Origin of the sequence: Streptomyces sp. NBC_01306, from assembly GCF_026340465.1 — a bacterium.
Classification (GTDB): domain Bacteria; phylum Actinomycetota; class Actinomycetes; order Streptomycetales; family Streptomycetaceae; genus Streptomyces.
In genome coordinates, this window is record NZ_JAPEPC010000001.1 from 2,461,866 (window position 1) to 2,475,258 (window position 13,393).

Sequence of the window (13,393 nt, forward strand, 5' to 3'; positions counted from 1 at the left end):
GTCCGGGCCGCGCCGACGGCCCGGCCACGCACTGCGCGGCCCTGCCCGGCAGGGCCCATGCGTGAACCGGAGGGGATGGTGCTGCTGCCGGGCGGCGATTTCCTGATGGGCACAGGCGACCGGGAAGGGTTCGCCGGGGACGGTGAGGGGCCGGTGCGGGAGGTCCGGCTCGATCCGTTCCGCATCGATGCCTGCGCGGTGACCAACGACCGGTTCGCCGGCTTCGTCGCGGCCACCGGGTACCGCACCGACGCCGAACGCCTGGGCTGGTCGTACGTGTTCGCCGGCTTCCTGCCGGCCGCAGTGCGGCGCGGCGCCGCGCGCCCCGGGCGCACCCCCTGGTGGTGCGGGGTGAGCGGTGCCGCCTGGGATCACCCGGAAGGCCCCGGCAGCACCCTCGGCGGGCGCGGCGACCACCCGGTGGTTCATACGTCCTGGAACGACGCGGCGGCCTATGCCGCCTGGGCGGGCAAGCGGCTGCCCACCGAGGCCGAGTGGGAGTACGCCGCCCGCGGCGGCCTTGAGCAGCGACGCTACCCCTGGGGGGACGAACTGGACCCGGGAGGCGATTACCGCTGCAACATCTGGCGCGGCGCCTTTCCCACCCGTAACACCGCAGCCGACGGCTACCGCGGCACCGCGCCCGCCGACGCCTTCGAGCCCAACGGCTTCGGCCTGTACAACACCTCGGGCAATGTCTGGGAGTGGTGCGCCGACTGGTGGACCACCCAGCACGGCGCCGCCCGCCCCCTGGTCAATCCGAGCGGCCCGCCCACCGGTACGGACAGGGTCATCCGCGGCGGCTCCCACCTGTGCCACCGCTCCTACTGCAACCGCTACCGGGTCGCCGCCCGCACAGCCAACAGCCCGGACAGTTCCAGCGGCCACGCGGGCTTCCGGTGTGCGGCACCCGCACCCCCGGCGCCCATACCCCCGACGCCCGTACCCCCCGGGGCTTGACAGTCCGGATCCGGTAGATAACCTCAACCCATAGGTACTCAGGAACATAGGTGTAGGAAATGCAACTCGACTACGTGATCCTCGGCGTCCTGGTGCTGCGCCGCCTGTCCGGCTACGACCTGCGCCGGTGGATGGAGGGCCGGGGCCGGTACATCGGCTACGGCGTCCAGCTGCCGCAGATCTACCGCCGGCTCGCCAAGCTGACCGAACGTGGCTGGGTGGACTTCGAGGTCGACCCGCGCGAGGGACGCCCGGACGCCAAGGTGTACCGGATCACCGACACAGGCCGCACGGCCCTGCTGGAGTGGGCCCGGTCCCCCTTCGAGCCGTCCCCTCGCCCGATGGACCCCGACTTCACGCTGCGTTTCGTCTTCGCAGGGCAGCTCGACCCCCAGGTCGCCCTGGAGGTGGTGCGCACCGAGCTGGAGTACCGGCGCAAGCACGACGCGCTCTCACCGGCCCTGCCCGTCGCCGACCAGCTGGAGCCGCAGATCCCGGAGCTCGACCCCGCGTGGGCCGGCGAGGTCCACGCCCTGGCACACGAACACGGCTACGCCACCGCCTCCGCCTACATCACCTGGCTGGAACTGACGCAGGCGCGTCTGGAGGCGCAGCTGCGCCGCCGCTGAACCACCCGGCGCCTGTCCGCCGTCCGCACTTTCGCCGCTCGCGCGTCACAACAGCGGCGAACGACGAGGTGCCTGCGAACACCCCGGACCACGCCCGGCACGCACTCCGCGCCCGGACGCGCCCGGTGCTGCCCGAAATCGCCCTGCCGCCTCACCCTGGAGCCGAGCATGCGCATCATCTACATCGACGTGGACACCCTGCGCGCCGATCACACCACGCCGTACGGATACCACCGCCCCACCACACCTCACCTGCAGAAGCTTGCCGACAAGTCGGTCACCTTCGACCGCTACTACTGCTCCGACTCCCCCTGCCTGCCCTCGCGCACCGCCCTGACGAGTGGTCAGTTCGGCATCGCCAACGGAGTCATCGGACACTTCGGCCCGGCCGCCCAGTTCCGGCTGGACGCCGGCCACGGTCCCGAACCGGACCGGCCACTGCTGGGCCAGCGACTCGGCTGGGGCGGCTACTACACCGCCGCGGTCTCCGTCTTCGCCGAACGGCACCGCGCGTACTTCTTCCACGCCAACTTCCGCGAGTCGATCCGCGCCACCGACCGCATGGGCGACGAGGAAGCGCACGACGTCAACCACGCCGCGATCGACTGGCTGCGCCGCCACGCCGACCAGGACGACTGGTACCTCCACCTGACCTACTGGGACCCCCACACCAACTACACCCAGCCCGCCGAATGGACCGACCGGATGGCCGCCTGCGGACCGGTGCAGGCGTGGCCCGACGAAGACACCATCGCCGCACACGCCGAGATCTACGGGCCCCGCAGCGCACTGGACCTGCACTACTCCGCCTTCGGTGCCGGTACCTCCCCCGTCCCGCACAACATGCCCGACGCGATCCGCTCCCGGGCCGACTTCGAACACCTCATCAACGGCTACGACGGGGCCGTCGCCTACTGGGACCACCACCTCGGCCTTCTCCTGGCGGCCCTGGAAGAGCTGGGCATCGCCGAGGACACCGCCGTGATCGTCAGCGCCGACCACGGCGAGTCCTTCGGCGAGATGGGCTCCTACGCCGAGCACGGCCTGGCCAACGAACCCACCCACCGGCTCCCCCTGGTCTTCTACTGGCCCGGCCTCACCGACACCTTGCCCGAACCCGCGCGCCACAACGACGCCTTGCTCTACAACATCGACCTCGCCCCCACTCTGTGCGACCTGCTCGGCATGAGCGCCCCTGCGGGATGGCACGGCACCTCGTTCGCCGACGCGGTGCGCGGCGAACCGATCGAGTCCCGCGAGTACCTGGTCCTCGGACACGGCGCCCACACCTACCAGCGCTCTGTGCGCACCCGCGACCACCTCTACATCCGCACCTATCACCCAGGCTGCTTCCGCGCCGAGTGGGAACAGCTCTTCCACGTCACCCAGGACCCCTACCTGACCAGCGACCTGATCGCCCGGGAACCGGAGCTGGCCGCGCAGATGCGCTCGCACCTGGCTGAGTGGTGGAACCAGTACGCGGGCCGGCCCGGGGCACTGCCCGACCCGATGCAGGCCACCCTGCAGACCGGGCCGACCTACTACAACGACCCCGTCAGCTACGCGGCGCACCTGCGCGACACCGGGAGGGCCCACCTGGCCGAAGACCTGGAAGCGCGGCTGGCCACCTTGGACATCCCGGTGTCCTGGCACGCCCCGGACCGACCGCGCACCGCCGACCTTCTCCACCGCTGGGTCCAGCTCCTGCAGACCCGCGACCAGCAGCCCGCCACGTCCGACGGAGCGGATCGGCCGAAGCCATGACACGAACCCACGCACACCGACAGGGGCCTTCGCCCCGCGCCATACGCGTCGTCTTCATCCTCACGGGCCTGTACTTCGGCTGGCGCTGGGCCGCCGGCGGCCACGGGCCGGCCTGGCAGCACGCCCTCCAGGTCCTGGCCACCATGCTGATCGCCATGACCCTCGTGCAGTCCATCCGATGGTGGCGCACCCGCCGGGGCAAGCGCCAAGGCGCCATGAACCGGTTCCCCTGGCGGAACCTGATCCTGTTCAAACTGCTCCTGGTCGCTCTGGCGCTGGGCGCCGAATATCTCCTGCTCCACTGGATGCCGCTCGCTCACGCCCGACTCCTTGTCGGTGCCTGCCTCGGCACGGCGATCGCCGTCGGCGCACCGATCCTGCACCGACGCCACAACAGCCCCAGCCGCACCACATCGCCCACCACCACGTCCGCCCCCACGTCCTGAACCGGCCAACACGCTCACCCCGGGCAGAGCAGGTACGCAGCCGGACCCGGCAGACCAGTCTGCCGCGCCGCACGCCCAGCCCCGGCAAGGAGACCGCATGATGAAAATCCTCCGCCGCAGGCGCAACCTCGTGGCCGCTGTCCTGGCAGCAGTTGTCACGCTCGGCGCCACTGGCACCGACCTCGCGATCGAGCACGTCGCCGACCAGCGCATGGCCCGCACCATCTCCTGCCGGCTCAAGCCCGCCGGTCCTGTCCGAGCGCAGTTCCTCGATCCCGTCGCAGGCCTGAAAGCCCTCACCGGCACCCTCGGCACCGCGCAGATCGACGCCGACGGCATTCACCGGGCCGGCACCGACCTCAACCTCCGGATCGTCCTGCACGACGTGAGCACCAAGGGCACCTACGGCGCCGGCACCGCGAGGGCCACCATCCCCTACGCCTCACTCCAGCAACGACTCAGCAAAGGCAAGGACAGCACCCTCACTCTCGGCACCGACGGCACAGGCCTCACCCTCAACACCTCAGCCGGATCAAGCGGACTCCCCGTCACGGTCCACACCAGGCTCACCGTCACTCCGCGCTCGCTCACCATCACCCCGACCACCATCGACCTCATGGGCCGGCAACTCCCCGTCAGCGCCCTCGCCCACCTCCCCAAGGCCTCCGCCGGTCTCACCAGCCGACTCGCCCCCCACACCATCAAGCTCCCTCAGCTGCCCGCGGGCACCGAGCTCGCCGCCGCGCACACCGACCCGTCCGGCCTCAGCCTCGTCCTCGCCCTCCACCACCACACCGCCGACCACACCCAGCCCTGCCCCGCCTCCACATGAGGCTGTCAAGCCGCAGCGGTTGCAGGGAGTTCACTGTGGTGGCTCTGTCCGTTGCGGAGAGGGCCTCCCCGTCTCGCCACCGGTGCCGGCCGGCGCCGCGCTCACACCCCCGGCGCCAGCCGCTGCACGTCGCGGGCCGTTCCCGTCACCCCCGCCAGGAATCCCTGCGCCCGCGGTGACGCCGTGTCCGTGAGCCAGGCGGGGTCGATGTCGCAGACCGCCACCCGGACCTCCGTGCCCGCCAGGGCGAGCGGGAGGGTGTGGACCACCGTGGACGGGAAGCTCACGATCGTGCGGCCGATCGGGCCGCGGCGGGCGATCAGTTCCAGCGGGAGGTCCGGGCGGACGATCTCAAGACCCGTCTCCGCGTGGAGGCGGTGCAGCTTCTCGGTGGATTCGCGGCGGTGGGCGAAGTACCGCGTCACCTGGTGGGTCCGGGCCAGGCCGGTCACTGCCGCGATGTAGCGGTCCTGGTCCACCACCCCCGTCTCCACGAGCGAGGTGCCCACCAGGTCGGAGGTGCGGGTGATCCTCGGCGGGCCGAAGCGGGAGCGGGTCCAGGCGAAGTCATTGGTGGTGACCGTCAGCCCGGGGGGCGCGTCCGTCACCGGCATCGAGCTGAAGACCTCGACCGCGCGCCGGTCCGACGGGGTGAGGCGGCGGCGGGCCGCCGACGACATGGGGGCGAACAGCAGGTCGCGGGGGCCGCGACGGCCGCGTCTGTGCCAGCGGACCAGGGGCTCCTTCGCGGCGAGTTGGGCGATGAACTCCATGGTGGCCGTGCCGTCGTCCACCACCGTCAGGTCCCGGGCGCCGGCCAGCGCGAGGAGGAGCTGCACGTACCGCGAGAAGGGGTCCCCGATGACGATCCGGCCGGCCCCGCGCAGCAGGGGTGTCAGCCCGCCGATCGTCTGGAACGGCGCCGCCACTCCCCCACGCGCCTCCTCCCAGCGCACCGTGATCCCCTCGCCCCGGGCCAGTTCGGCCATCCGGCGCAGCTGGCCGCGGGACATGGGGTCGAGCGGTGAGAGGACGACCACGGTCAGGTCCATGGTCGTCGTGTGGGCCCACTCCAGCAGGTTGAGCAGCTGGACGGGGCTCTCCACGAAGGCGAGCGTGGCGGGGGCGCTCTTCACAGTGGCGGTTCTCCTCCTGGAGCAGTCTTCTCCGGCTGTCCTTGCCGCCGGATCAGACCGACGCGGGCTCGCGGTCCGCGCCCTCGGCGACGACGCCCGTGACACGGCGCAGCTTCTTCATCGGGGCCAGCTCCGATTCGTAGACCTTCTTGACGCCGTCACCGAGCGACGCCTCGATGGTGCGGATGTCGCGGACGAGGCGCGTGAGGCCCTGCGGCTCGACGGACGCCGCCTGGTCGGAGCCCCACATGGCGCGGTCCAGGGTGATGTGGCGCTCGACGAACGCCGCGCCGAGCGCGACCGCGGCCAGGGTGGTCTGGAGGCCGGTCTCGTGGCCGCTGTAGCCGATCGGGACGTTCGGGTACTCCCCCTGGAGGGTGTTGATGACGCGGAGGTTCAGCTCCTCGGCCTTCGCCGGGTACGTCGAAGTGGCGTGGCAGAGCAGGATGTTGTCGCTGCCGAGCACCTCGACCGCGTGCCGGATCTGCTTCGGGGTCGACATGCCGGTGGAGAGGATCACCGTACGGCCGGTGGCACGCAGCGCGCGCAGCAGCTCGTCGTCGGTGAGCGAGGCGGACGCGACCTTGTGCGCCGGTACGTCGAACTTCTCCAGGAACGCGACGGCCTCGGTGTCCCACGGCGATGCGAACCAGTCGATGCCGCGCTTGGCGCAGTGATCGGAGATGGCCCGGTACTCGGTCTCGCCGAACTCGACGCGGTGCCGGTAGTCGATGTACGTCATCCGGCCCCAGGGGGTGTCGCGCTCGATGTCCCACTGGTCGCGCGGGGTGCAGATCTCCGGCGTGCGCTTCTGGAACTTGACCGCGTCGCAGCCGGCTTCGGCGGCGATGTCGATCAGGGCGAGGGCGTTGTCCAGCTCACCGTTGTGGTTGATGCCGATCTCGCCGGTGATGTAGACGGGGTGGCCGGGGCCCGCGGTCTTGGTGCCGAGGGTACGGAGGCGGGTGGTGCTCATGAGGGGGATTCCTTACTTGTTGAGGGTGGGGCCCAGGAGCCAGGCGGCGATCTCGCGGATCGCGCCCTCGCCGCCGGGGGTGGTGGTGACCGCGCGTGCGGCGCCGCGTACGGCGTCGTGGGCCTGGGCGACCGCGACGGGCCACCCGACGAGGCCGAAGCACGGCAGGTCGTTCACGTCGTTGCCGACGTAGAGCACGCGCTCGGGCGCGACACCCTGTTCTTCGCACCACTGCTTGAGTGCGAGGTCCTTGCGGTCGATGCCGTGCAGCACGGGCACCCGCAGCTTGCGGGCGCGTGCCGCGACGACCGGGTTCTGCTCGGTGGAGAGGATCAGGATCTTGAGGTCCGTGGTGTCGCGGAGCGCCGCGATACCGAGGCCGTCGCCGCGGTGGACGGCGACGATCTCGTGGCCGTCCGAGTCGATGAGGACGCGGTCGTCGGTCTGGGTGCCGTCGAAGTCCAGGACGACGGCGTCGACGTCGTCGCGGCCCGGCAGCGTACGGACGTCCAGGAGCGGCGCGAGGGCGCGGGCGCGGGCCAGGTCGTGCGGGTCGTCGATCTCCAGGACGCGGGCCGGGTCGGTACGGACCAGGGCGGTCTCGCCGAAGAAGCGGTGCCGGGCGGCGCGGAAGCCGCCGGCGTTCATGGCGTAGGCCGCGCCGGTCTCCAGGTAGTCCTGCGGGCGGTCCTGGCGGCGGGGGCGGAACGCCTTGTCGTGGTTGACCCCGGCGGTGTCCGTGCCGCCGCCGTCGGCGTCGGCGCGCTGCTCCTCGCGCCAGACGAAGCCGTGTGTGGGGGCGACGGTGAGCGCGGTGTCCGCGCCGCCTCCGGCGACCGCGGCCGCCACTCCGTCGATCTCCTCGCTGGTGAGGAAGGGGCTGGTGCACTGCACGAGCAGCACGACATCCGTTCCGGGGTACGCGTCGAGCGCGTGCAGCACGGCCGCCTCGCTGGTCGCGGTGTCCCCGGCGATCTCGGCGGGGCGCAGCACCACGTCGGCGCCGGCCTCGCGCGCCGCCGTCGCGATCCGCTCGTCGTCCGTCGACACGGCGACGTCGGTGACCTGGCGGGCGCCGAGGCAGGCGCGGACCGCGCGGGCCACCAGTGGTACGCCGCCGACCGCTTCGAGGTTCTTTGCGGGCACGCCCTTGGATCCCCCGCGAGCCGGGATCACGGCCAGGACCCGGGGAGCCCTGGCCGGGGTTGCGGGGTGTGCGGGCCGATCGGTCCTGGCCGGCCCGGCCGGTTCAGCGGCCCCGGTGGCTCCGGTGGCTCCAGTGGTTTCAGCGACTTCGGTGGCTTCGGTGGCTTCGGTGGGCATCACAGTTCTCCCATGCGGCGGATGACGGGGGCCACGCGCTGGACTCCGTGGCGGTACGCCCCGCGCGCCGCGTCCCGCACGGCGTCGCGCACCACTCGCCGTACACCGCCGGTCTCGGCGGCCGGGGCGGCGTCCAGGCGGTAGCGGGCGAGGATGCCGGGGAGGTATCCGGGCGCGGTGACGTGGGTGTAGTAGGGCTCGATCGGCGGGAGTTGAGGCGCCAGGAGCAGCCGCGCGATCCGTTCGCGTACGGCGTCGAAAGCCGTTCCGTACGAGCCGCCCCCGGAGGCGGGACCACCGGCTGCCACCCCCTGGCGGGCCAGCCAGGCGGGATCGGCCGCCGGGCTCGCGCCGGAGTCCAGCTGGTCCCAGGAGGCGAAGCAGCCCGAGCCGAGGAAGTGGTGGTTGCCGAGCGCCTCGCGGATACCGAGGTCGGTGAGGACTGCGGTGGGGATCCCCCGGTGCAGGGACTCCAGGGCCGCGGTCGAGGAGACCGTGACCAGCAGGTCCGTGCGGTCCAGCACATCGCCCATGTGCCCGTACACCAGACGGAAGTTGGCGGGGAGCCCGCCGGGGAGCTTCTCGGCCAGCTTCTGGTAGGGCAGTTCCTCGATGTGCGTGGTGTGCTCGCCCGGCTGGGAACGGAGCTTGAGCAGCACCTCGCGGTCCGGGTGCAGCCGGGCGTGTTCGACCAGGCGGCGCAGCAGATAGGTCCGGCCATCGCGGGAGGCGGGGACGGAGGGCTGGGCCGCGAAGACGACGGTCTTCAGCGCGCCCCCGGCGTACGGCGCCCCGCCCAGGAAGGGCAGCGCGCTCCCGGTCACGGCGGACGCGTCGGCACCCACTCCCTCGTACACCGCGCGGAACCGTTCCGCGTCGTGCAGCGAGTTGGCGAGGACCACGTCGGCGCCGTGCCGCAGCAGGAGTCCGTCGGCCAGCTTCTCGTAGACCACGCCGACATAGCCGGTGACGACGACAGGGCGCCGCGCCGACTTACTGACTGCGGCGGTTCCGGCCGCGGAGGTTCCATCTGCGGCGGTTCCGGCTGCGGCCCCCGGGCTCCCGAGCGCGGCGAGTCCGTGCAGCATCGCCTGGACGGCGCCGCCGACGAGCGCGAGGACCACCACGTCGTAGCCGTCCTGCTCGACGGCCCGGAGGAACTCCGCCCCCGTCACCTCCCGGACGGCGGCCGTGTCCACACCGGCGCCGACCTCGGCGAGCTGGCGCGGGGTGGGCGTGGCCCGGCCCCGCAGCAGAAAGCCGCTGAGCTCGGCCTCCCCCACGGAGAGGCGGCGTGCGGTGAGCGCGCCCCATTTCCAACGGGTGTCGGAATCGGCGATCACGGCAACGCGGAGAACATCGCTGGTACTTGCTTGCACAACGACGAAGGTAGAAAGGCATTCGGTTCGGCGGCCCAACTCAGCCGCAACAAAGGGTTAACAGCGGGCCGACAGCGGGAGAAACGGCGAACGGGACTGACCGGTTCACTGTTCCGCCATATTCAGTTCACCTGCCATCCCACCGGGCTTCAGGGCAAATGCCGGGGAGCCTCTTAGCGTCACGCAGGTGGTCAAGCTCTCCGTCATCGTGCCGTTCTACAACGTGCAGACATACGCCCCCGACACCCTCAGAAGCCTGCGCGCGAACGCACGCGACGACTTCGAGTTCCTGCTCGTCGACGACTGTTCGACGGACGGGACCCCGGAGATCCTCGAACGTGCGGAGCGCGAGCTTCCCGGGGCCGTCCTGCTGAGACACCGGGAGAACGGAGGACTCGCCACCGCCCGCAACACCGGGCTCGACGCGGCGAGCGGCGAATACATCACCTTCCTGGACGGCGACGACTGGCTCGCCCCCGGGTACTACGAGCGGCTGCTCGCCGGCATGGAGGCGCTGGGCTGCGACTTCGTCCGCACCGACCATGTGCAGTGCACGGGCAGCACCCGTACGGTCCACCGCGTCCCGTACGGCAGGCGCGGCGAGGTGACCGCTCCGCGCGAGGTGATTCTGCCCGCCGACCGCTCCACCCCGGTCGACTACGCGTACGCCTGGGCCGGTATGTACCACCGCAGGCTGCTGGACCGCGGGCTGCTGCACTTCACCCACGGGCTGCGCACCGCCGAGGACCGCCCGTGGATCTGGCGGCTGCACAGGGAAGCGGAGTCATTCGCCGTACTCGGGCTGCTGGGAATGTTCTACCGGCGCGGTGTCGCCTCGTCCCTCACACAGATCGGCGATGTGCGCCAGCTCGATTTCATCCGCGCATTCGACCAGGTTATCGACGACACATCGAAAGACCCGGAAGCCGATCTCCTTCTTCCCAAGGCCGTGCGCACCTATTGCGCCATTATTTCGCACCACTTGGGATCCATCGAAAGGTTCGAACCAGCTGTGGCACGTAAATTGCGGACGCTCAGCGCGGCCGCGCTGAAACGGATGCCGCAGGATCTGCTGAGCGACGCGCTCGACTCGATGGACACCGCGCGCGCCTCGCGGCTGCGGCGGCTGCGCCGCCGTCCGGCCCCGCTGACGACGGAGGCCGCAGCGTGACGTCGACCGCCGCTCCTGAGATCAGCGCCCCCGGTACGCCCCGTACGACGCAGATCTTCTACGCCTCCACGCTGTACGGCGCCGCCACCCTGGCCGCCGCGCTCGACAGCGGCTGCTTCGACGCCGCCGACCGGCGGCTGCTGCTGGTCAGCAACAACGCGGCGATCCCGGAGACCACTCCCGCACTGGACGCGATGCCCGGCTTCGCGTCGCTGCGCGACCGGTTCGACGGCGTGCTCTCCTGGAACGACACCATCGACCCGCTGCACCCGGGCGGCTGGTCCCCGCGCACCGACGACATCCCGCTGTGGGAACGGCAGTTGAGGCTGCTCTGGAACCTCGGTGACGACCGGATCGAGCTGGCGGTCGAGTCCGTCCAGGTCAACCCGGCGCAGGCGCTCGCCCTGCTCTTCCAGGACGCGCCGGTCACGGTGTACGCGGACGGGCTGATGTCGTACGGCCCGACCCGCAACAAGATCGATCCGCTGATCGGCACCCGGATCCGGCGGCTGCTCCATCTGGATCTGGTGCCGGGCCTGAAGCCGCTGCTGCTCGCCGAGTTCGGGGTCGAGCCGGAGATCGTGCCGGATGCCGCCTTCCGCAAGGTCCTGGGCGAGCTGGCCGCGTCCGCGACGGGCCTGCCCGAGTGCGCGGAGCCGCCGGCGCTGCTGCTCGGCCAGTACCTCTCGGCACTGGAGATCCTCACTCCGCAGGAGGAGGAGGACCTCCATGTACGGATGCTGCGCGGGGCGGTCGCGCGCGGCCACCGCACAGTCGTGTTCAAGCCGCACCCGACGGCGCCGGCCCGCTGGTCGCGGCTACTGGAGCAGGAGGCGGAGCGGCTGGGCGCCGAACTGACCGTGGTGACCGAACCGTTGCTCGCCGAGACACTGTACGAACGGACGCGTCCGGCGCTGGTGGTCGGCTGCTTCTCCACCGCGCTGCTGACGGCGAGCGCCTTCTACGGGATCCCGGTCGCCCGCACCGGTACGGAGCTGCTGCTCGACCGGCTCGCCCCGTACCAGAACAGCAACCGTGTCCCGGTGACCGTCGTCGACGCGCTGCTGCCCGGTCTGGAGGAGCCCGGCGCCACGACCGGGACCGCGCCCGCCGGCGATCTGCCGGGGCTTGTCGCCGCCGTGGGCTTCGCGATGCAGCCGCAGTTGCGGCCCGATCTGCGGCCGGCGGCCGAGGCGTATCTGAGCCGCCATCTGGACGCCCACACCTGGCGCTACTTCAAGCGCCGCCGGCTGACCGTGCTGGGGCTGCCGGGCGCGCTGCCGGCCCAGCTCGCCTTCATCCCGCGCAACGCGACGGTACGGCGGGTGGCCCGGCGGGCCCGTTCCCTCAAGAGAGTCGCGCTGGGATGACGCCCGGTCCGGCCTCCGTGCCACTCCCCGCCGCTGTCCCGGCCGCCGTCTCCGCGCCGGGGTCCGCGGTGGCGTCCGCGGCAGTCCAGGACCAGGGACCGGGGTCCGCCGCCGCGCCCGGCTCCGGCGAAGCGCCGCTGCCGATACCCGCCGCGCGTACGGGCCATGGACGGCCCGTACGCGCGGGCGGCCGGCTGCGCGCGCTCGACGGTCTGCGGCTGGTCGCCGCCCTGATGGTCGCCGCGTACCACTACGGCGGCCGGGACGGCGACATCAGCCGGGCCTGGGGCGGGTCGCCCCGCCACCAGTTCCCGACGCTCTCCGAGTGGTTCGCCTACGGCTGCCTCGGGGTCCAGATCTTCTTCGTCATCAGCGGTTTCGTGATCTGCATGAGCGGCTGGGGCCGGCCGCTGCGCTCCTTCTTCGCCTCGCGGGTCTCCCGCCTCTACCCGGCGTACTGGGCGGCGATCGTGATCGTCACGGCGACGTTCGCGCTCCCCTGGGTCGCGTACCGGACGGTCTCGCCCAGCGACGCGCTGGTGAACCTCACCATGCTCCAGCAGCCGGTCGGCGCCGACCGGGTCCTCGGTGTGTGCTGGACCCTCTGGGCCGAACTGCGCTTCTACGCGCTCTTCGCCCTCTGTGTGGTGCTGCCCGGCGCCAACCGGCAGCGCGTCCTCGTCTTCTGCGGGGTGTGGACCCTGGCCGCCGCGATCACCGACGCGGTGCACCAGCCGGTGCTGAGCATGGTGCTGATGCCGGAGTACGCGCCGTTCTTCATCGGCGGGATCGGTCTCTACCTCCTGCACCGCGACCGGCGGGACGTCATCGCCTGGGGCGTGACCGGCGTCAGCTGGGCGATCGGCCAGCACTACGCGGTCACCGGCCTGTGGCACCGGGCCGACCCGGCGTTCTTCTCCTACCGGCACACCGCGGTGATCGTCACCGTGGTCACGCTGGGCTTCGTGCTGGTCGGCGCGGTGGCACTCGGCTTCTTCCGCTGGGCCGACTGGCGCTGGCTGACGGTCGCCGGGGCACTGACGTACCCCTTCTATCTGGTGCACGAGCATCTGGGCTGGGTGGTGGTGGCCGTACTCCACCGGAAGCTGGGGATCCCCTCGTACGGGACGCTCGTCCTGACCGTCGCGCTGATGCTGGGGCTGGCCTGGCTGCTCAACCGCTACGTCGAGAACCGGCTGACGCCACTGCTGCGCGCCGCGCTGTCGAGGAGGGTTGCCGGTGCACCGGGGAGCCGGTGAAGGCCAACCGGGCTGGGCCAACTACGTTGATGCGGAAGCCTGGTTGGCGGACAGCCCGGCGAGCCGACGTGGCGTCACGGTGACGCGAGCCGCGCCTTTACTTATCCGGGGGCACGGGTGAAACTGATACGCCTCGTACGGCCCGGCT

12 protein-coding genes are annotated in these 13,393 nt (G+C 71.5%); 8 read left to right on the top strand and 4 right to left on the bottom strand.

Annotated features, from left to right (window positions below; genetic code table 11):
• The first annotated feature begins 57 nt into the window (after window positions 1–57).
• The 5 genes from OG385_RS10560 (at window position 58) to OG385_RS10580 (ending at window position 4,631) form a co-directional block, all read left to right on the top strand.
• Complete coding sequence (locus tag OG385_RS10560; RefSeq protein WP_266853977.1) at window positions 58–960, top strand: formylglycine-generating enzyme family protein; 903 nt, start codon at window positions 58–60, stop codon at window positions 958–960.
• Window positions 961–1,019: 59 nt separating this feature from the next.
• On the top strand, window positions 1,020–1,589 hold the full coding sequence (locus OG385_RS10565) for a PadR family transcriptional regulator (protein ID WP_266853979.1): 570 nt from the start codon (window positions 1,020–1,022) through the stop codon (window positions 1,587–1,589).
• A gap of 168 nt (window positions 1,590–1,757) precedes the next feature.
• The gene (locus OG385_RS10570) at window positions 1,758–3,353 is read left to right on the top strand and encodes a sulfatase (RefSeq protein ID WP_266853980.1); all 1,596 of its coding nucleotides are present in this window, start codon (window positions 1,758–1,760) and stop codon (window positions 3,351–3,353) included.
• Window positions 3,350–3,799: a hypothetical protein gene (locus OG385_RS10575; protein WP_266853981.1), complete on the top strand. Its 450-nt coding sequence runs from the start codon at window positions 3,350–3,352 to the stop codon at window positions 3,797–3,799. The genes OG385_RS10570 and OG385_RS10575 overlap by 4 nt, the downstream gene beginning before the upstream one ends.
• 97 nt (window positions 3,800–3,896) lie before the next feature.
• A complete protein-coding gene (locus tag OG385_RS10580) occupies window positions 3,897–4,631 on the top strand; it encodes a DUF2993 domain-containing protein (protein ID WP_266853983.1) in 735 nt (244 codons plus the stop codon).
• Window positions 4,632–4,732: 101 nt separating this feature from the next.
• Here the strand turns inward: OG385_RS10580 and OG385_RS10585 are convergent, their stop codons facing one another.
• The 4 genes from OG385_RS10585 to OG385_RS10600 all read right to left on the bottom strand — a co-directional run bounded on the left by OG385_RS10585 (window position 4,733) and on the right by OG385_RS10600 (window position 9,445).
• Complete coding sequence (locus OG385_RS10585) at window positions 4,733–5,767, bottom strand: hypothetical protein (protein WP_266853985.1); 1,035 nt, start codon at window positions 5,765–5,767, stop codon at window positions 4,733–4,735.
• A 52-nt stretch (window positions 5,768–5,819) separates the two neighbouring features.
• Window positions 5,820–6,743 carry an N-acetylneuraminate synthase family protein gene (locus OG385_RS10590; protein ID WP_266853987.1) on the bottom strand — a complete coding sequence of 308 codons (924 nt, stop codon included), beginning with the start codon at window positions 6,741–6,743 and terminating at the stop codon, window positions 5,820–5,822.
• Between the two features lie 12 nt (window positions 6,744–6,755).
• Window positions 6,756–7,925, bottom strand: coding sequence for an acylneuraminate cytidylyltransferase (locus OG385_RS10595; RefSeq protein ID WP_266860753.1), 1,170 nt, complete (start codon window positions 7,923–7,925; stop codon window positions 6,756–6,758).
• Window positions 7,926–8,065: 140 nt separating this feature from the next.
• Window positions 8,066–9,445, bottom strand: coding sequence for a DUF6716 putative glycosyltransferase (locus tag OG385_RS10600; protein WP_266853989.1), 1,380 nt, complete (start codon window positions 9,443–9,445; stop codon window positions 8,066–8,068).
• Window positions 9,446–9,632: 187 nt separating this feature from the next.
• Between OG385_RS10600 and OG385_RS10605 the strand changes: the two genes are divergently transcribed.
• Genes OG385_RS10605 through OG385_RS10615 form a run of 3 tightly spaced genes read left to right on the top strand, consistent with a single transcriptional unit; the run spans window position 9,633 to window position 13,245 of the window.
• On the top strand, window positions 9,633–10,616 hold the full coding sequence (locus OG385_RS10605; RefSeq protein ID WP_266853991.1) for a glycosyltransferase family 2 protein: 984 nt from the start codon (window positions 9,633–9,635) through the stop codon (window positions 10,614–10,616).
• Window positions 10,613–11,986 (top strand): alpha-2,8-polysialyltransferase family protein, encoded by a 1,374-nt coding sequence (locus OG385_RS10610; RefSeq protein WP_266853993.1) that lies wholly within the window; start codon window positions 10,613–10,615, stop codon window positions 11,984–11,986. The genes OG385_RS10605 and OG385_RS10610 overlap by 4 nt, the downstream gene beginning before the upstream one ends.
• The gene (locus OG385_RS10615) at window positions 11,983–13,245 is read left to right on the top strand and encodes an acyltransferase (RefSeq protein WP_266853995.1); all 1,263 of its coding nucleotides are present in this window, start codon (window positions 11,983–11,985) and stop codon (window positions 13,243–13,245) included. The genes OG385_RS10610 and OG385_RS10615 overlap by 4 nt, the downstream gene beginning before the upstream one ends.
• The last annotated feature ends 148 nt before the right edge of the window (window positions 13,246–13,393 follow it).

Bases quoted from the DNA above. Each gene is read 5' to 3' on its own strand.
- OG385_RS10580 (WP_266853983.1), top strand. From the start codon at position 3,897: ATGATGAAAATCCTCCGCCGCAGGCGCAACCTCGTGGCCGCTGTCCTG.
- OG385_RS10575 (WP_266853981.1), top strand. From the start codon at position 3,350: ATGACACGAACCCACGCACACCGACAGGGGCCTTCGCCCCGCGCCATA.
- OG385_RS10570 (WP_266853980.1), top strand. From the start codon at position 1,758: ATGCGCATCATCTACATCGACGTGGACACCCTGCGCGCCGATCACACC.
- OG385_RS10615 (WP_266853995.1), top strand. From the start codon at position 11,983: ATGACGCCCGGTCCGGCCTCCGTGCCACTCCCCGCCGCTGTCCCGGCC.
- OG385_RS10565 (WP_266853979.1), top strand. From the start codon at position 1,020: ATGCAACTCGACTACGTGATCCTCGGCGTCCTGGTGCTGCGCCGCCTG.
- OG385_RS10560 (WP_266853977.1), top strand. From the start codon at position 58: ATGCGTGAACCGGAGGGGATGGTGCTGCTGCCGGGCGGCGATTTCCTG.
- OG385_RS10590 (WP_266853987.1), bottom strand. From the start codon at position 6,743: ATGAGCACCACCCGCCTCCGTACCCTCGGCACCAAGACCGCGGGCCCC.